The following is a 16893-nucleotide window of genomic DNA, read 5'->3' on the forward strand; positions in this document are numbered from 1 at the left end:
TAAATTTCGGGTAAGGGTTTTTTATATGGATAATAAAAAAGGCCTGGCAGGCCCATAGCATTATGATGAAAAATTAATACGTTATTGGAAAAAATTTTGAACAGCATGAAAAGCCATTTCAGTACCAACAAAATAAAGTGTATCCCCGCTCTCAATGACAGCATAGGGTCCAGGTGATACGACAAGTTCTTCATTATGTAAAATAGCGATTATAGTTGCGCCGGTATTTTGCCATATATTCAGGTTGCCAATTGATTCGCCAAGTTGTTTAGAAGAATCTGATAGGCTAAATTCGTAAGGTGTTAATGGATTATGACGTTGTACACGTTGTGTTTGGTCAAATAAAGCCGTTAGGGAATCAGAAAGACTATTTAAAGACGTTCTTTGGGTCTCAATTAAATCGTTAATCTGATCATGAATTGTTTGAATATTCGTCGTTTCTTGGGCTTGATTCAAAAAATATTTTGCTCTTTCACGTGATAATACTTCAATACCACTACCGTGTATGGGTTTAACAATATCGAGGTCCGATAAAATATTAATAGCTTTTCGAGCAGTCTCTGCTGAAACACCAAACGTTACGGACAAAGTTGACCTGGCGTGAAGTTTGGATCCGACTTTGTACTCGTTATTAACAATTTTTTCAGCTATTTGAAAGGCTATTTTTCGGTAACGCGGTTCTCTGATTTTTGACATTTGTATATCCTATAGATTCAAAATTTGACACAAGTGACAATCTATGTAAAAATTGAAGTTGTCAATTAAAGAGACAACTTGTTATAAAGTATAGGTTGTCACTATATTTTATACGGAAATTCGAAAAGAAGCAAGGAGGAGATGTGTGTGGTGCCATTCGAAATGATGTGCATGATGTAATATTTTATATTACGCGGCACCACCACTTTAGAACATGCCAAAAGTAGAAATTAAGCATCTCACCAAAATATTCGGTAAGCGTCCAAAAGCTGCGATGAAAATGGTGAAGCAAAACAAAAGTAAGAACGAAATCGTTGAGAAGACAGGGAGCACGGTTGGTGTCTATGATATCAACATGTCAATTGAAGAAGGCGAAATTTTTGTTATCATGGGGCTGTCTGGTTCAGGAAAATCAACGTTGATTCGCTTACTAAACCGTCTAATTGAACCAACAGCGGGGCAATTGTTTATTGACGGTCAAGAAATTACTAAATTGAATAAAAAACAGATGATAGAAATTCGTCGTAAAAAAATGAGTATGGTTTTCCAGAACTTTGCTCTATTCCCACACCGTACTCTGTTAGAAAACACAGAGTACGGTTTAGAAATCCAAGGTGTAGGGAAAGAAGAACGACGTAAACGAGCAGAGCAAGCTTTAAAAAATTCTAAATTGCTATCATTTAAAGATCAATATCCACACCAATTATCTGGTGGTATGCAACAACGAGTTGGTTTATCTCGAGCACTAACCAATGATCCTGATATTTTGTTAATGGATGAAGCCTTTTCAGCATTAGATCCTTTGGTACGTGGAGAAATGCAAGACGAGTTATTAGATTTGCAGGCGAATGTTGAAAAAACAATTATTTTTATTACCCATGATTTAAATGAGGCCTTACGAATAGGTGACCATATCGCTATTATGAAAGATGGTCAGGTACAACAAATTGGTACTGGGGAAGAAATTCTTACGAATCCAGCCAATGATTATGTGAAAACCTTCGTGGGTGATGTTGATCGTTCTAAGGTATTGACGGCGGACAGTATTATGATCCCAGCTTTAACATCAAACATTTATGTTGATGGGCCAACTGTTGCGCTGAGAAAAATGACGGCAGAAGAAGTTTCAGGCCTCGTTGCAGTTAATCGTCATCGTCAACTTGAAGGCTATTTGTCATCAGAAGAGGCGATTCGCGCACGTCGTGAAAAGATGCCACTTGCAGATGTGCTCACGGAAATGCCAAAGATTAAACCTGACACGCTTATCATGGATATCATGCCTATTATTTATGATGCTCAGACACCTGTGGCCGTTGTAGATGACGATAACCGTGTGAAAGGTGTTGTTATTCGTGGCGCAGTATTGAAGGCACTTGCTGATACGGAAGGGGAAGATGACAATGAATAATTTAGTAAATATTCCAAAAATTCCACTTGAAGATTGGGTCAGTTCAGCGGTTTCGTGGTTAACTACTAATTTATCCGGATTTTTTGATGCCATTCAATCTGGCGGTCAATATATCATGGATGCCTTAACAAATGGTTTAATTGCTGTACCTATGCCACTAATGATTATTGGTATCACAATAATTGCCATTGTTACGTCACCGAAAAAGATTGGTTTTCCATTATTCACATTCTTAGGACTTTTGTTAATTGCCAATCAAGGACTTTGGTATGACTTAATGAATACTGTTACATTGGTAATCATGGCGTCTATTGTTTCGTTGATTATTGGTATACCGCTTGGGATTTTAACAGCAAAGTCGCAAAAGACTGCGGTAGTCGTTCAACCAATCTTAGACTTTATGCAGACTATGCCAGGATTTGTTTATTTGATTCCTGCTGTTGCTTTCTTTGGTATTGGTGTGGTGCCTGGCGTCTTTGCGTCGATAATTTTTGCCTTACCACCAATGGTCCGTATGACTAGCTTAGGTATTCGTCAAGTTCCAGTTGACTTAGTCGAAGCAGCTGATTCATTTGGATCAACTACTTGGCAAAAATTATTTAAACTAGAACTGCCTAATGCCAAAAATACTATTTTAGCAGGTGCTAATCAAACAATCATGTTAGCATTGTCGATGGTTGTTACGGCTTCTATGATTGGTGCACCAGGTCTTGGACGTGGTGTCTTGTCTGCAGTTCAACATGCCGATGTTGGTTCTGGATTTGTTAATGGTCTTGGATTGGTGATTTTAGCAATTGTTATTGATCGTTTTACACAAAAGTTTAATACTCAACCAGGACAAAAGGCAGTGACAAAACCATGGCGTCGTTGGACGGTACTTGCAGCTTTGTTGGTTATGATTGGTGGTGGTGTTGTCAACGCCTTCACTTCCGATAAAACAACGGGTGAAAAAGTTACTATTGGTTACGTTGAATGGGATTCAGAAGTTGCCTCTTCGAATGTACTGGCTGAATCATTACGACAACATGGATATGATGTCACGTTAACGCCATTAGATAACGCTGTTTTGTGGCAATCACTATCTAATAAGCAAGTTGATATTTCAGTTTCAGCATGGTTGCCGGATACACATAAGCCTTTGTATGATAAGTACAAAGATGATGTGACATTGCTTGGTACTAATTTGAAAGGTGTTAAAACTGGATTAGTTGTTCCTGATTACATGGATGTAAATTCTATTAGTGATTTAACAACTCAAGCAAATAAAACAGTCACGGGCATTGAGCCAGGAGCCGGTGAAATGGCCACAGCCGCTAATGCTTTGAAGTCTTATTCAAACTTATCAGGTTGGAACTTATCAGCCTCGTCTTCAGGTGCTATGGTGTCCGCATTGGACAAAGCTTACAAAAATAAGCAAGATATTGTGGTGACTGGCTGGTCACCACACTGGATGTTTAGTAAGTACCACTTGAAGTTCTTGTCTGATCCAAAAAATGTATTTGGATCTGGAGAAACCATTAATACGGTTGTGAATAAGAAGTTTAAAACTTCTAACCCTAAGGCCTATAAGGTTGCTGACAAATTTAATTGGACGAAAGAAGACATGGAATCAGTCATGCTTGACATTCAAAATGGTCAAACACCAAAGCAGGCTGCTGCTAAATGGATTAAATCACATCAAAAGTTAGTTGATAGTTGGTATAAATAAAAAATAACGCTAGGCTGATTTTCAGCTTAGCGTTATTTTATTTGTTATTTTGAATCGTCATCTTTTTATCTTGTGTAATGATAAACTGACACAAGTCTATGTCATCAATACGGGTGGGATTTTCTTTTAGAAATCGTTTGTATAAGAAAGCGATACGTGGCTTAAAAATCAAAGTATTGGGTGCTACTAGATCATCGCTCAGTAACTGATAGCTTCGAATCGCATACGTTATCAGTTCATGTTCTTTTTGCCATGATTCTGTACTTAACCCGTTTTTTTCAATGAATAAGTGTTGACGTTCTGCATATCCCAAAGCTTGTTGAAATCGATTTAAATTATCAGGATCAATAGAAGAGTCAGGTCCAATGGTAATCATTGTTTGTTTAAAACTAGTTATTGCTTCTGGTGATGCGTGTTTCGTTAATTCAAAACGTTGAAAGGGGATGCCATTGCTAGTCTGACGTTCTTCATATTTATACCATTTGGGATTTTTTAAGAAGTATGGTGTATTGTCCAAATGTGTTCCTCCGTTTACCTGCGACGCAGTCTTGCTGTTAATTGTTTCATAATTGGTTCATCAGAGTACGATAGCACGTTTCTGGCGTAAATTCCTTGACCGAACCATAGTAGTAACAATAAAGTGATAACAGCAATAAGCAATGCAATTATTGCTGCCGGCCAGCCTTCAGTATGCGTAACAAGTCGTATTGGCATCATACTTTGAGAGGCAAATGGTATATAACTAAGAATACGAATCAAGAGATTATTCGGCATTTGAGTCATGATAAAGCTAAATACATAGCCAACCATAGCAATCATGGAAATGGGTTGAATAGCCTGCTGAACTTGTGCATTATCATTAATTAGGGAGGCAATCATTGAGGTTAGCACTAAGTACAGCGCAACGGAAACAAGAACAAAAATTACTGCATAGATTATAAATGATAATGTCACACCATTTAAGTTAGATGCTAATCCTTTTACAAAACTGTTTTCTTTAAAGAAGTTGAAAGCTGCAAATCCAGCGATGACGTAGATCAGCAGATGTGTGGTTACTAGAGCAAAAATGCCGATAATCTTCCCAAAATATTGTACGCGTGCAGATGTCGCTGCCAATAGAATTTCCATAATGCGAGATGATTTTTCATTGGCGATTGTATTTGCAATCATTGACGTATACCACATGACTATAATCATAGTGATGATACCAATTGCACTGGCTATTAATTGGTTAGCACTTTCAGTATTGCTACTATTAGTTGATTGCTTTGCTTGTTTGACAACGCTTTTCAAGTTATAAGGTTGGACTAAATTAGCCGTTTGTTCAGCTGTTAGTCCATATTGAGTAGCTTTTTGTGCGCGTGAGAGATTACCTAATATAGCAGTGATTTGTTCTTTTGGAATTTGTTCACTTTTAGGTTGTGTGGTGATTGTGGCATCATCCTGGTTGACAGTCAATATGCCATCTAATTTTGCGTTTTGCAGTGCCTCATTGGCTTTTTTCTCATCGGTTATGTTGGAAACATGGATGTCTAATTCTTTTTCTGCTTGGACTAAAATATGGCGGACATCTGAATTACCAACAACAGCAATATTAGGTGTTGTATTGCCTTGCATTTTGGTAATACCAAAGATAACAGCACCTGCTACAGCAGCGAAAATCAAAGGAGAAAGTACAAGCATCCAGTAGCCACGTGATTTAAATTGGCTGAGAAAAGTGTCTTTAATAACAATAAAAAGTTGATTAGTCATGAATAGCGACCTCCTGGCGGAAAATATCATCAAGTGTTGGTGGTTGTTGGCTGAAAGCGGGAATATAGCCATCTTTTGTAACGATATCAAACACACGGTGACCAGCCTTTTCTTCTGACAAAATTAAGTTATAGCCGACACCATGTGGGGTAACTGATGTGACGCCATCAATAGCTTTCAATGCTGCAATTGAAGTAGAGGATTCTACGTAAATACGTGTGCGACCAAATTGTTCACGAATATTTTGCACAGGACCTTGAAGAACAATTTTTCCACGTTTTAACATAGTGAGGTTATCAGAGATTTTGGTCACATTATTCATGTCGTGACTTGAAAAAATAATCATTGCACCATTATCACGTAGACGCATGATTTCATCCATCATTAAACTTGTATTGACGGGATCTAAACCAGAAAAAGGTTCGTCGAGTATAAGTAGACTAGGTTCAAAAATTAGTGAAGCAATCATTTGAACTTTTTGTGCGTTTCCTTTGGAAAGTGACTGTACTTTATCGCTTGCTTTACCAACGACATCAAGCCGTTTCATCCAATCCTTTAATGCAATGCGGGCATCTGATCGTTTCATACCATGTAATTCTGCAAAGTATAGTATTTGTTCTTCAACAGTTCGTTTTTGGTATAAACCACGCTCTTCAGGTAAGAAACCAATACGCTGTTTATCATTTTGGGTAATGGGTTGGTCGTTCCAAGTGATTGTGCCCGACGTTGGTTTAATGAAGTTTAAAAGCATACGGAAGGTGGTTGTTTTGCCGGCGCCATTTTGCCCAATAAGTCCCATTACTTTGCCCTCAGTCAGTGTCATGTTCATATCAGAGACAGCAATTTTTTGCCCAAACGTCTTGTTAAGATTGGTCAGTTGAATCATATTTTTTATTCCTTATAATATTTTATTTAGTAGATATCGTACACCGCTATTGAATAAACAAATTAAGACAATTATTAAATATAGATATCCAGCTCTTCGGTCCCAATAAAAAGTTGCCCAACAAATAGCGATATAGCTCACAATTAGTAGCATCATAAAGGTTATCTTGTTTGCACGGTGAGCAATGTCTTGTAGTCGTTCATCGGTTGCTTTTATCTTGCTTTTGTGTAGATACTTGCGATTATGAATTAGTATTCTAGATGTAATGATGGCACCGATACCGCCACCAAATATACCGGATGAAAATCCATGTAGAAAACTTCGTGAATTTGGTGACTTTTGTAAGCTTGCTAAAATCATTGTAATAGCGACAGTCAATATGATGACGATTGTCCAAAAATTAACTTGATATTTGATTTTTGTACGGTAGTCGTCGTCAGTTATTCCCGCTTTTGGTGATGCGAATAGTTTATTAATCATTATTTTCCCCTTTCAAAAATAAAGACATCCTCAATCGGTAGGTCAAAGAACTCGGCAATTCGATGCGCCAAAAACAAAGAGGCATTATATTTACCTTTTTCGAGTGATATCACGGTCTGACGTGTTACTTCAAGTTCAGCAGCAAGCTCTGCTTGAGTTAATTTACGTGATTTCCTTAGTTCTTGAATACGATTTATCAAAGTACGCCTCCTATAGTTTGGCTATTCAATAAAAATAGTATAGCGTACTTTACATAATATGTAAAGCTTTGTTTACATTTTTAAAAAGTTGCAATCAGGGGCAATAAGAACTATAACTGATATAGAAAGGGGGCCGAAACATGGCTGATGAAAAATTTGAAACATTGGATCTTCCAATGAGCGAAGTCTTTAGTTGGAGCGAGGACAAAACCCCACTACGCGATGCATTGTGGAACCATTATATGGACACGAGCAACAAAAACACTTTGGAAACTTTAAAGCATTTAAAGGCTTATGAAAGTATGAGTGCTGATGAGCTTAAGCACAAAGCTCAAGAGGTATTGCAAGAGGCGTAATCAAAAAAAGAGATTGATATTATTTCAATCTCTTTTTATTACAAAAAAGCATTGACGTAAGCTGTTTTTTTCGGTATACTTAATATCTGTTATGGCGCTATGGTCAAGTGGTTAAGACGTCGGCTTCTCAGGCCGAAATCGAGGGTTCGACTCCCTCTAGCGCTATTAGTATATTTCATGGCGTTGCAAAAGGTTTCAAAAGCCTAATGTAGCGCCTTTTGTTATGGTTTATCATTTCATAAGATTGCATGGTATTTCAAGCGAAATAACACAAAAATAACACATAAATTGAAACGATGATTGAGCGACAGAACGGCATTTGAGCCGTTTTTTGTTTGTCCAAATAACACATAAATCAGCATGTGGTACATATTACATAAATATACGCATATCCGTGTATATAAACATAAAAAATACATAGGAATAACATATGATCATAGAGACAAGAAATGAAGATATTTTGGCTGATTACTTCACTGGTAGATACATCTCTTACATCGATTACGTTAGTAGTGTAGATGAACCAATCAGTGATAAGAAACGTTTTATATTAGATGTAATGGATAAGCTAGACCCGTTTGTGGATACTTTTACTTCAGAACAGTTGGCCATGTATGTTGACAAATATAGAACCCATCAACCATTCACACATTACTACGATAAAGGTATACCAAAGTCCACTATTGTTTTTCAGAAGAAGAAGTTAAATCAGTTAGTAAAAAACATTCCTAGACCAGATACAGGTGTATTTTCAGGTACGGAGGCAACAGCTGTTTTTGCAAGCATACAACACAAGTGTAGGTAAACATACGGTTGTTATTTTTGTACAATTCTGAATAAAACCACTTTTATTTCATTTTTGAGTAAAATACCTTTGTTCCTGTCAGTATGCCTACATAACAAAAAAACAAGAGATACATTCAGTGTTCATGTATATAATTATATACATGAATATATGCATATTTCTTTTTTTAGTTACATAAGTGATTTACAATAAAATTACATTATGATTAGATTCGAAATAAAAGCGTCATTTTGTATAGGAGGTGGAATTATGGTATTAAGAGACAAAGATGTTGTTATTAATATTACTTCTGAAAAACAAGAAAATAGAATTCGAAAAATCTTGCAGCCGACAAATAATGAAATGGAAAGTGCAGAATTTCAAAAAAGGGTTACTAAAGTCGCTACTGGGTTTGTTAGTGCCAGAAAGGGAATGGACAACATTCGTAAGTTATTAGGTTAATCACGAGATGGAATTTGAAATTGTAGCATACAATGATATGCTTAATAAAAGCGACTTAGATGGATATGAAACAGGTTTTCCTGGCTTAGACAATTTTGTTAGTGAGGAAATTAATGATTTTGAAAAGGCAAACCGTTCAGCACTTAGTGTAGCGTATTATAATGGTATAGTAGTTGGAATGTATGCACTATCAGTTACACAAACAGTAATAAGCAACAATCATACTGAAAAAGTTTTGGGAAAAAAGATGGATCGAAGTCCTTTAATTAGTTTAGATCATTTTTCTGTCAATAAAAAATTTCAATATGATCCTAAAAAAGAAAAATCTGAACAACTAAGTGTAGGAAAAAACTTGTTATATGAAGTTTTTAAATTGATGGCGTCCATACGAAGAGTACAGAACGTTGCTATATCTGGTATGGTTGCGTGTGCAATTCCTGATGCAGTTGATTGGTATTGTGATCGTGGCTTTGATTTCATTTCTGATGATGAAAGAGATGCAATTAACAAAGATTGTTATCAAATGATAATTGGTTATCCTTTTATGGAAAAGTCTTACTTAGAAGCAAAGGATAATTGATAATTATAATTAATAAAAGAAAAGACCACTGGCTTAAAAGTCGGTTTTTTTTATTTTCTAAAATACTACTTGCAAATGGGAGGTTCGACAATTAAATAGCAATAATAAAAGCCTCCGAATAATCGGGGGCTTGTTGCTATTTAAAAATGAATGATTGGAAATATGATTTTAATAAATGTCAAAAGATTTAATACGCTAACCAGTGCGTAAGCTGAAAAGGGTAGCCATTTTTTCTCTTGCAATCTTTCAAAGGCATAAGTTCCCATCACCGTAGACAATAACAGTGATAAAGTAGCTCGTGCATAGGTTTGCGTATAACTATCAACTGATTGAGTAAAACCAACGATTGCTATAATAATGGCAAATACAGCTAACAACACTCTGAATTGAAACATCTGGCTATGAATATTTATATTTTCCATAAATTTTATCTTTCTGTCTCTGGCTTATCGTCAGAGGCTTTTTTATTTTGGGCTTTTAGGAAGTTTAAATACTCTGAATCAGATAGATACTTTATCTCGTTTGATCCGTGAATAACGTGCTTTTTTGATTGCAGTTTTTTTATAGTTTGATTTAAGAGATTTAGACCTTCATCAACACCGCTTTGGCCATTGCTTGGCTCAATACCCATCACTATTTCATTACTGATAAGGCTCAATGCAGTAATTAAAGCATCAACATCTGCTATTTTTTTATCAGCTTTACTTTGCTCATAGAGAGAAGTAATGAACATTAGCCAACCTTTAAATACTTCATCATCAGAATTTTGCATGTAGTTATTAGAAGAATGTATAGTCTGCTGAATTAGTTGATTGTAGTATTCATCTTCGTTTTCAGGAGAGCGAATACCTTGAAGATATCCAACCGGGACATCAAAATAATCAGATAACTTTATCCAAGTTTCTAGCTTAGGTTCCCGGTCCCCACGTTCATAGTTTGACAGTGTATTGACTGGGATTTTCAAGTCTTTTGATACATCTTTAAGCAATTTTTGTTGATGCTTACGCACTAATCGAATGTTATTGGTCATACTAATATCCTCATAAAACATTCTAACATTAAAACCCCAAATTGAGAAAATAAATATACATTTAGTGTTGACTAATACCCCAAAACGAGGTATATTTAAAATATATTAATTCCCAAAATGGGGTATAAGGAGAAAGAATGATTGAAATTAGTAGTGCTGTTCTTTTGAAATTTAAAAGAAAACGTGGTGAGCGAAACATTAACGTCACGGTTTTGTCAGAAGAAACGGGTGTTAGTCGTTGGACTTTGGCTGATATCCTTGCAGGTCGTAGGAAAATTATAAGGAAATCGACTTATCATAAGATCGATAACTGGATTGCAGAAAGCAGTGAGGAGTAGTGACATGATGGAATGGTTAGGTGAAGTAATAGCATTACTAATTTTAATCGGTGGTGCGTTCATAGCCGGTGTGGTTATTGGAGATAAAGAAAGTGAGGGCAAGAGATGAAAGAGGTGAAAAAAAAGACCCTTAACGATAGTTTGGTGACGAACGTTAAAGGACTCAAAAAAATATTTTATACTCGTAATTCTAGCACAATTATTGAAAATTTGGTAGAACGAGTAATTAAACTAAGGGGGAATTAATGAAAAGTATTGAAAATAAAACTAATGAGGGAAAGAACATACAGAAACAAAAACTACCAAAATTTATATTTATAGATGACAAAAGCAAGCAAAAGATTGATCAATTAATTGTGGTAGAAATAGTCATAGAAAAAACGAATTTCTTCTTCACCTCTAAAAACTTATCTGGTTATTTTTATAATGGTCAGTACTGGGAACAGTTCAAAACGCAAGCAATAAGAGATAGAGTTCTTAAGTCTTTTATTAGCAAAACATTGGGAAACTATGCTACAGCTCGTCTTATAAGAGACATATTGGAATTACTACTTTCAAAAGCTTTAAAGGATAACTTGATTAATGTGTTTAACCATCGTCCATCTGTTGTATCATTTAAAAATACAGCAGTAGATGGTGACACTATGGAGTTTATACGTAATCGTCCTGCATTATATATATTAGGTGGTTTTGACTTTGAAATAAAAAAAGGCAGTTGTGAAAGAACAAAAAAATTGTTCAAACAGACGTTGGGTGAAAATGACCAGTTCATGATTGAGTTCTTTGGTTCTATGTTTCATCGTGATTACAGACCATTTCAATACATGGTGATTGTACAAGGTGGCGCGGGAACTGGGAAATCTTACTTAGTAGAGTTAATGAGAACATTTATAGGTGAAGAAATGACCACAAGTTTATCACTGGAACAAATAGCCAAGGACAAGTTTATGACAGCTAACCTGTATGGTGCATATGCAAACATAAAAAGTGACTTAAATAATGATTATATCCCAAGTTTTGAAATAATCAACAACTTAACAGGATCTGATTCATTACAAGTTCAGTTCAAAGGTGAGAATAGTTTTAGTTTCACTAATCATGCTAAGCTACTATTTACGGCAAACGAAGCTCCGACTATCAAAGTAAATGCAGGCATTAGACGTCGAGTTAAGATAATGAATTCCAAATCCTCCGCACATGTTTCTCAACATGATGACGATGATAATTACACGGAGTATATGAAAGAACGTGGAGCATTTGTATACTATGCAATGGAAAAATTCAGGATAGCCAAACAAAATCGAAAAATGAGTTTAACAGATGACATTGATAAAACAACTAATGAATGGTTTTTGCAAGGAGACGATATTCAGCAATGGGCTAATGAACATTTGGTTACTGATTCTTCTATCAATCAACGAAAAGACTTCCTTTATTTTCAATTTTCGCAAGATTTGAAAGATGATGGATTTATAAAACCTATTACAAAACAAATCTTCTATAAAAGGCTATCAGATCTAGGATATGAATTCAAAAAGGCTAGATCATCAATAACTGATAATGATGATACCCAAGATATAGGAACACCAGCAAACAGAATCATCGGGGCAAAATATGTACGATAGATTGTTCCAAAAAACATAAGATGTTCCTAAAATGTTCCATAAATGTTCCATAAATGTTCCTAGCTAAACCATTGATAATATTGAGTTGTTCCATATGTTCCATAAAATATAAAGTCAGTGGTATATAAAAAATAATAATTATAAAAATATATAAAGAGCTAGTCACTATTTCCTGGAACTTTTGGAACAACCTTTGGTACTACTGGGTTTTAACTGGAACTTTATTGGAACAAAGGTGGAACAAATACAAATTAAACGGAACTTTAGGAGAACTAAACCATGAACGATAAGAATTTATTGATGATGTATTTGAATACGACGATTGATCACTTAATCAGTGATGTAGAGTCAGTTGAAGATTATAACTCATCATTTTGGAAACAAGAAGAATTGAAGAAACAAACAGACCGCCTATCAAATACAGCATTATTACTAGGTGATTTGTTAGATAACTTGAATGAAGTAATTTAATTGCAAAAGGAGAATTTGAATAATGGTAGTTAAAGTAAAAAGTAATACAACAATGAGTGATGTAACTGGTCGTGTCAATTACTACTACAAGCGTGCGAATGAAATTCATAAGCTAATTGCAGATGATGAGAATGAAGCCGAGAGGCAGTATACAATATTGTATAAACGGCAAAAACAAGATAACCACGAGCTTTGGTTAGTTAGAAATGAAGCCATTATAAATAATAATCGTCCATTAGAGTTGTATAGAGGTTTTCTATCTCACCTTAGTTTTATAGAAAATACTAAGCAAAATATTAAATGGAATTTAAATGAGTTCAGGCAAGGGAAAAACTGGTTTGATGAAGAACTGAAAAAGATGGGAGATTAGTATGGCGGATAAGACAGATGAATTATTAACCAACTATTACAGTGGTGTGATTGATATGAAGATTCTTTTACGTAGATCAGAACTACAATGGCAACCACATGATGATGACAATGCTGGTATTAAGTCATTAAACAAGCACACACGACCTTTAGATGATTTGATAGCTAAGTATGAGGCAGACAGCATCTTACATGAACTAACAAAGCAACGTGATGCTATTAAACGATTAGAGACGACATTCAGTGAAGAAACAAAGCAGATAGTACAAATGCACTATGATAGACGTGAACGGCTGTCTTGGGTAGTTATCTCATTACGTATGAATTTATCAGAGCGAACATGCCGTACTTATCAAAAGACATTTAAGGATAGTGTTGCACAAACATTTAATGAGTTAGACATTGCTGTATAAGTTGCCGTCATTCTGCCGTTTCTGACTATCAATACATGGCATAATTGTAGTATGCAATATTAGATGGAGGTACTCAATGAGATTACATAGATGTGCCGAGATTGGTTGCCATGAACTGATTAAGTTAGGCTTTGATTATTGTGATAAGCATTATCAACTAAGAATAAATGATTACCACAATAGAAAGTCTGAAGCAGATAAACTAAGTTCCAAAACATTACGAGGTCAGCATGACATTGCAGAACGTAACCGAGAATACAATTCAAGTGTTCGAGATGAGTTAGGACATGAGTTCTATAATACTAAGCAATGGAAACGGATTAGTGAATATATTAAGCAACGAGATATGTATACCAGTTCTGTTGATGGTCGAGTATATGGTAAGGGTGATCTAATTGTTGACCACCTCATACCAAGACGACTACTCAATACTATGGCTGAACAATATGATGTGAGTAATCTATGGTTACTGACAAAAGCACAACATAATCATAAAACAGCTATTGAGAATAAAATAAGTGATAACAAGTTGAAACATTTAAGCCGTGACTGGTGGATAAAGATATTAAAGGATTGATTGAGTTCAGTCCTTTTTATATTGCGTACATGGTTGGAGGGTGGGTACGTGAAGCATATTGACTGTAATGCTTGTTCGGCATTGTAGTTGTTCTAAAAGTCATATTTTTTCTACTCGGGTGGGTGGGAACGTTTTATATTTTTAACGACAAAAAAATATCCCCCGCGCTATCAAGCGTAGAGGAAGCGACACACAGAGTCGGCATCTTCGATAAAAGAAGCAGTTATTTTTTCAAAAAGGCTGGGACTGATTTGAAACGCTGTTATATCAACGTTTAACGTGTTAATTACTTGACTTAAGTATAGCACATTTAACGAGATATGTCTGTGTGTTGGTACATATTTCAAATAAAAAAGGAGGTAAAAATGCCTAGAAAAGCAAAAATAACAACAGATGATACAGACCGTGCCTATCAAAGAGAACGTACTGAAGCCTTGAAAGAGGCTAATGCAGATATTAAACAGTTACCAAAGACAGCGCCTAAGCATCTGACGGGTGTAGCTAGTCGATTGTGGACTACCTTAGTACCAGCGTTGAATAAATTGGGCTATATCACAGTAGCTGACAAATCGACACTTGAAGCCTTTTGCATCAATTACAGTGTTATGCGTGAAGCCTATGAGAATATCAAAGAAGTTGGGGCTATCTATGAAAATAGTGGACGATACTATAAGAACCCAGCCACAGCCGTTTTGAATGATGCCACTGGTAAGGTGAAGTCATTAGGTGGCGAGTTAGGATTAAGTCCAAGCTCTCGTGCAACCTTGATTGATTTGGCTAGTGCTGATGACGGTAGCTTGAATGCTGATGCCATTGCTGACATGTTTGGTGGTAGCCAATGATTGAACAATATCAAGATGTTATCAATGATTTTGGGATTGGTGAACCGACTATCAAATATGCTGTTGGTGTCTTGACTGGTCATATCATTGCAGGAGAGAAAATCAAACTATCATGTGAACGTCACTTATCAGATTTACAACGGATTAAAACTGATCCAGAATTTCACTACGCTTATGATGCAGAGCGAACAGAAAAAATTATCAAGTTTAGTACATTATTGGTTGATTTAGAAACAAATGAGCCGTTTAAAATTAGTCCTTATGAAGCGTTTATTGTTGGTCTATTAGAGGGTTGGAAAGAGCCTGAAACAGGTGGTAAGCGCTTTGATAGGGCAATTATATCAATGGCACGTGCAAATGGGAAAACAGCCGTGATGGCGTTGATAAGCTTGTTTAATTTCTTGTTTGGTCAACCTAAAACGAACCGACAGTTAGCGGTTGCCAGTGCTGATACGGCTCATGCTGATGCCTTGTTCAAATACATGTCTAGTCAGTGGGCTAACCTAGCAGGTGGGACGTTTTCTAAGATGGCTAAGCAGTGGGGTATTGAGTACAACCAACGTGAGATGAAAATTAAAAGCCAGTCGACAACCATGCGTAAATTAAGTGCCTCATCAAGTACAACTAGTGATGGTATTGGTCATTTTAGTTACGCTGTGGTTGATGAATATCACTTATTCAAAGACCGTTCGTTTATCAATTCAATTACATCAGGGCAAACGTTCCTACCATACTCACAAACGATATTTATTAGTACCAGTGGGACAGATGTGCGCAGTCCAATGTTTGCAGATTATAAGCGGTATAGCTCATATATGGAGCAAAAGACATGGCGTGAGATTGATAATATTCTGTTTCTAGCATGGGAACAAGACAATGATGATGAAGCCTTTGGAGACCCAAGTGTTTGGCAGAAGTCTAATCCATTATTTGAGTTAGAATCTAAACGCAAGTCAGCGATACCAAAAATGACTGCTGAACGAGATGAATTAAATTCACAGGGACGTTTACCTGATTTCTTAACCAAAAACATGAACAGGTGGCAGAATGCAAAAGAGAATGCGTTTCTACCAGTTGATTTGCTCACACAGTCGATTATTACAGCGTTCAATATGCAAGGTAGAGATGTCTATATTGGGTTTGATTACAGCCAAACTAATGATGATACAGCCATAGCCTTTGTATTCCCTTATACAGATGATACAGGTAACCAAAAGTTTCACTTATATCAACACTCATTTATCCCATTGGCTAAGTTAGGAACGATTGAAGCCAAAGAACAGCGTGATGGCATCAACTATCGAGATGTAGAAAGTAAGGGCTTTGCTACAATTACTCGTGACAGATTTGGGTTGATTGATGAAGATGAGGTATTTAATTTCATGTTGTCGTTCATTGAAAAATATGATCTCAATGTTAAGGCTATCTTGTATGACCAATGGGGAACAGGGACGTTTATCAGGCGACTAGATGAGGTCAAGAACGATTATCTGATTATTCCAGTTCGTCAGGGTATCAAGTCATTAAACGAACCCACAAAGTTCTTACAAACAGCGTTTATCAAGTCACAAATAACTATGCTTGATGATGAAGCCATGTTTGGCGCTTTATCTAATGCGGTTATTGTACAAGATAACAATGGTATCAAGATTGATAAGAACACCAACAGTGCAAAGATTGATGTGGCTGATGCCATTGTCAACGCCTTATTTGAGGGTATGTTTTACTTTACTTCATTCTCAAACGCCCCAGAAGATAAGAGCCACAGTCCATTTGCTGGTATGAGTGAAGACCAGGTAAATGATTATTTTATGAATGAGTTTAAATTTTAAGAAAGGTGGTGCTGAATGAATAAATTAAAAAATATTAGTCAATACATACCGTTTGTACTGATTGTGTTGGGTATTATTGCGATT

General features: G+C 36.0%; 22 protein-coding genes and 1 tRNA gene. 15 read left to right on the top strand and 8 right to left on the bottom strand.

The features are described from left to right. Positions 1 to 81 precede the first annotated feature (81 nt). Positions 82 to 696 carry a GntR family transcriptional regulator gene (locus GJV51_04205; protein ID QGM25206.1) on the bottom strand — a complete coding sequence of 205 codons (615 nt, stop codon included), beginning with the start codon at positions 694 to 696 and terminating at the stop codon, positions 82 to 84. A gap of 214 nt (positions 697 to 910) precedes the next feature. Here GJV51_04205 and GJV51_04210 point away from each other — a divergent pair, with 214 nt between their 5' ends. Both GJV51_04210 and GJV51_04215 read left to right on the top strand, forming a co-directional pair. After that, positions 911 to 2104 carry a betaine/proline/choline family ABC transporter ATP-binding protein gene (locus GJV51_04210; GenBank protein ID QGM25207.1) on the top strand — a complete coding sequence of 398 codons (1194 nt, stop codon included), beginning with the start codon at positions 911 to 913 and terminating at the stop codon, positions 2102 to 2104. After that, on the top strand, positions 2091 to 3812 hold the full coding sequence (locus GJV51_04215) for an ABC transporter permease subunit (GenBank protein ID QGM25208.1): 1722 nt from the start codon (positions 2091 to 2093) through the stop codon (positions 3810 to 3812). Before GJV51_04210 ends, GJV51_04215 begins: the two co-directional genes overlap by 14 nt. 37 nt (positions 3813 to 3849) lie before the next feature. Here the strand turns inward: GJV51_04215 and GJV51_04220 are convergent, their stop codons facing one another. The 5 genes from GJV51_04220 to GJV51_04240 are packed head-to-tail and all read right to left on the bottom strand — an operon-like array spanning position 3850 to position 7130. Then, complete coding sequence (locus GJV51_04220; protein QGM25209.1) at positions 3850 to 4329, bottom strand: substrate-binding protein; 480 nt, start codon at positions 4327 to 4329, stop codon at positions 3850 to 3852. A gap of 14 nt (positions 4330 to 4343) precedes the next feature. Next, positions 4344 to 5564, bottom strand: coding sequence for an ABC transporter permease (locus GJV51_04225; GenBank protein QGM25210.1), 1221 nt, complete (start codon positions 5562 to 5564; stop codon positions 4344 to 4346). After that, the gene (locus GJV51_04230; GenBank protein QGM25211.1) at positions 5557 to 6450 is read right to left on the bottom strand and encodes an ATP-binding cassette domain-containing protein; all 894 of its coding nucleotides are present in this window, start codon (positions 6448 to 6450) and stop codon (positions 5557 to 5559) included. Before GJV51_04230 ends, GJV51_04225 begins: the two co-directional genes overlap by 8 nt. 12 nt (positions 6451 to 6462) lie before the next feature. After that, a complete protein-coding gene (locus GJV51_04235) occupies positions 6463 to 6930 on the bottom strand; it encodes a hypothetical protein (protein QGM25212.1) in 468 nt (155 codons plus the stop codon). Then, positions 6930 to 7130, bottom strand: coding sequence for a helix-turn-helix domain-containing protein (locus tag GJV51_04240; GenBank protein ID QGM25213.1), 201 nt, complete (start codon positions 7128 to 7130; stop codon positions 6930 to 6932). Before GJV51_04240 ends, GJV51_04235 begins: the two co-directional genes overlap by 1 nt. A 140-nt stretch (positions 7131 to 7270) precedes the next feature. Between GJV51_04240 and GJV51_04245 the strand changes: the two genes are divergently transcribed. From GJV51_04245 to GJV51_04265, 5 genes are all read left to right on the top strand, one after another. Beyond that, complete coding sequence (locus GJV51_04245; GenBank protein ID QGM25214.1) at positions 7271 to 7486, top strand: hypothetical protein; 216 nt, start codon at positions 7271 to 7273, stop codon at positions 7484 to 7486. A gap of 93 nt (positions 7487 to 7579) precedes the next feature. Then, a tRNA-Glu gene (locus GJV51_04250) sits at positions 7580 to 7651 on the top strand. 265 nt (positions 7652 to 7916) lie between these two features. Next, positions 7917 to 8291 (top strand): hypothetical protein, encoded by a 375-nt coding sequence (locus GJV51_04255; protein QGM25215.1) that lies wholly within the window; start codon positions 7917 to 7919, stop codon positions 8289 to 8291. A gap of 249 nt (positions 8292 to 8540) precedes the next feature. Further along, positions 8541 to 8732: a hypothetical protein gene (locus tag GJV51_04260; protein QGM25216.1), complete on the top strand. Its 192-nt coding sequence runs from the start codon at positions 8541 to 8543 to the stop codon at positions 8730 to 8732. A gap of 7 nt (positions 8733 to 8739) precedes the next feature. Continuing rightward, positions 8740 to 9312 carry a hypothetical protein gene (locus GJV51_04265; GenBank protein ID QGM25217.1) on the top strand — a complete coding sequence of 191 codons (573 nt, stop codon included), beginning with the start codon at positions 8740 to 8742 and terminating at the stop codon, positions 9310 to 9312. Between the two features lie 140 nt (positions 9313 to 9452). Here GJV51_04265 and GJV51_04270 read toward each other — a convergent pair whose 3' ends face one another. Beyond that, positions 9453 to 9743, bottom strand: a complete 291-nt coding sequence (locus GJV51_04270; protein QGM25218.1) for a hypothetical protein — start codon at positions 9741 to 9743, stop codon at positions 9453 to 9455. Then, positions 9740 to 10342 (bottom strand): helix-turn-helix domain-containing protein, encoded by a 603-nt coding sequence (locus GJV51_04275; protein ID QGM25219.1) that lies wholly within the window; start codon positions 10340 to 10342, stop codon positions 9740 to 9742. The genes GJV51_04270 and GJV51_04275 overlap by 4 nt, the downstream gene beginning before the upstream one ends. Before the next feature lie 137 nt (positions 10343 to 10479). Between GJV51_04275 and GJV51_04280 the strand changes: the two genes are divergently transcribed. The 8 genes from GJV51_04280 (at position 10480) to GJV51_04315 (ending at position 16809) form a co-directional block, all read left to right on the top strand. Further along, positions 10480 to 10680, top strand: a complete 201-nt coding sequence (locus tag GJV51_04280) for a hypothetical protein (GenBank protein ID QGM25220.1) — start codon at positions 10480 to 10482, stop codon at positions 10678 to 10680. A gap of 245 nt (positions 10681 to 10925) precedes the next feature. Continuing rightward, complete coding sequence (locus GJV51_04285) at positions 10926 to 12305, top strand: hypothetical protein (protein ID QGM25221.1); 1380 nt, start codon at positions 10926 to 10928, stop codon at positions 12303 to 12305. A gap of 279 nt (positions 12306 to 12584) precedes the next feature. After that, the gene (locus GJV51_04290; GenBank protein ID QGM25222.1) at positions 12585 to 12776 is read left to right on the top strand and encodes a hypothetical protein; all 192 of its coding nucleotides are present in this window, start codon (positions 12585 to 12587) and stop codon (positions 12774 to 12776) included. Positions 12777 to 12798: 22 nt separating this feature from the next. Then, a complete protein-coding gene (locus GJV51_04295) occupies positions 12799 to 13146 on the top strand; it encodes a hypothetical protein (GenBank protein ID QGM25223.1) in 348 nt (115 codons plus the stop codon). 1 nt (position 13147) lies between these two features. Continuing rightward, positions 13148 to 13558, top strand: a complete 411-nt coding sequence (locus GJV51_04300) for a DUF722 domain-containing protein (protein ID QGM25224.1) — start codon at positions 13148 to 13150, stop codon at positions 13556 to 13558. Positions 13559 to 13634: 76 nt separating this feature from the next. Beyond that, positions 13635 to 14135 (top strand): HNH endonuclease, encoded by a 501-nt coding sequence (locus GJV51_04305; GenBank protein QGM25225.1) that lies wholly within the window; start codon positions 13635 to 13637, stop codon positions 14133 to 14135. Between the two features lie 365 nt (positions 14136 to 14500). Then, positions 14501 to 14977, top strand: a complete 477-nt coding sequence (locus GJV51_04310) for a phage terminase small subunit P27 family (GenBank protein QGM25226.1) — start codon at positions 14501 to 14503, stop codon at positions 14975 to 14977. Beyond that, positions 14974 to 16809 carry a terminase large subunit gene (locus GJV51_04315; protein ID QGM25227.1) on the top strand — a complete coding sequence of 612 codons (1836 nt, stop codon included), beginning with the start codon at positions 14974 to 14976 and terminating at the stop codon, positions 16807 to 16809. The genes GJV51_04310 and GJV51_04315 overlap by 4 nt, the downstream gene beginning before the upstream one ends. Positions 16810 to 16893 lie beyond the last annotated feature (84 nt).

The organism is Leuconostoc mesenteroides subsp. mesenteroides (assembly GCA_009676745.1).
In the GTDB taxonomy this organism is placed as follows: Bacteria; Bacillota; Bacilli; order Lactobacillales; family Lactobacillaceae; genus Leuconostoc; species Leuconostoc koreense.

What these genes read in the sequence shown, in the direction of transcription:
- GJV51_04205 (QGM25206.1), bottom strand. Translation starts at nt 696, where the DNA reads ATGTCAAAAATCAGAGAACCGCGTTACCGAAAAATAGCCTTTCAAATA.
- GJV51_04210 (QGM25207.1), top strand. Translation starts at nt 911, where the DNA reads ATGCCAAAAGTAGAAATTAAGCATCTCACCAAAATATTCGGTAAGCGT.
- GJV51_04215 (QGM25208.1), top strand. Translation starts at nt 2,091, where the DNA reads ATGACAATGAATAATTTAGTAAATATTCCAAAAATTCCACTTGAAGAT.
- GJV51_04225 (QGM25210.1), bottom strand. Translation starts at nt 5,564, where the DNA reads ATGACTAATCAACTTTTTATTGTTATTAAAGACACTTTTCTCAGCCAA.
- GJV51_04230 (QGM25211.1), bottom strand. Translation starts at nt 6,450, where the DNA reads ATGATTCAACTGACCAATCTTAACAAGACGTTTGGGCAAAAAATTGCT.
- GJV51_04235 (QGM25212.1), bottom strand. Translation starts at nt 6,930, where the DNA reads ATGATTAATAAACTATTCGCATCACCAAAAGCGGGAATAACTGACGAC.
- GJV51_04245 (QGM25214.1), top strand. Translation starts at nt 7,271, where the DNA reads ATGGCTGATGAAAAATTTGAAACATTGGATCTTCCAATGAGCGAAGTC.
- GJV51_04255 (QGM25215.1), top strand. Translation starts at nt 7,917, where the DNA reads ATGATCATAGAGACAAGAAATGAAGATATTTTGGCTGATTACTTCACT.
- GJV51_04260 (QGM25216.1), top strand. Translation starts at nt 8,541, where the DNA reads ATGGTATTAAGAGACAAAGATGTTGTTATTAATATTACTTCTGAAAAA.
- GJV51_04265 (QGM25217.1), top strand. Translation starts at nt 8,740, where the DNA reads ATGGAATTTGAAATTGTAGCATACAATGATATGCTTAATAAAAGCGAC.
- GJV51_04275 (QGM25219.1), bottom strand. Translation starts at nt 10,342, where the DNA reads ATGACCAATAACATTCGATTAGTGCGTAAGCATCAACAAAAATTGCTT.
- GJV51_04280 (QGM25220.1), top strand. Translation starts at nt 10,480, where the DNA reads ATGATTGAAATTAGTAGTGCTGTTCTTTTGAAATTTAAAAGAAAACGT.
- GJV51_04285 (QGM25221.1), top strand. Translation starts at nt 10,926, where the DNA reads ATGAAAAGTATTGAAAATAAAACTAATGAGGGAAAGAACATACAGAAA.
- GJV51_04290 (QGM25222.1), top strand. Translation starts at nt 12,585, where the DNA reads ATGAACGATAAGAATTTATTGATGATGTATTTGAATACGACGATTGAT.
- GJV51_04295 (QGM25223.1), top strand. Translation starts at nt 12,799, where the DNA reads ATGGTAGTTAAAGTAAAAAGTAATACAACAATGAGTGATGTAACTGGT.
- GJV51_04300 (QGM25224.1), top strand. Translation starts at nt 13,148, where the DNA reads ATGGCGGATAAGACAGATGAATTATTAACCAACTATTACAGTGGTGTG.
- GJV51_04305 (QGM25225.1), top strand. Translation starts at nt 13,635, where the DNA reads ATGAGATTACATAGATGTGCCGAGATTGGTTGCCATGAACTGATTAAG.
- GJV51_04310 (QGM25226.1), top strand. Translation starts at nt 14,501, where the DNA reads ATGCCTAGAAAAGCAAAAATAACAACAGATGATACAGACCGTGCCTAT.
- GJV51_04315 (QGM25227.1), top strand. Translation starts at nt 14,974, where the DNA reads ATGATTGAACAATATCAAGATGTTATCAATGATTTTGGGATTGGTGAA.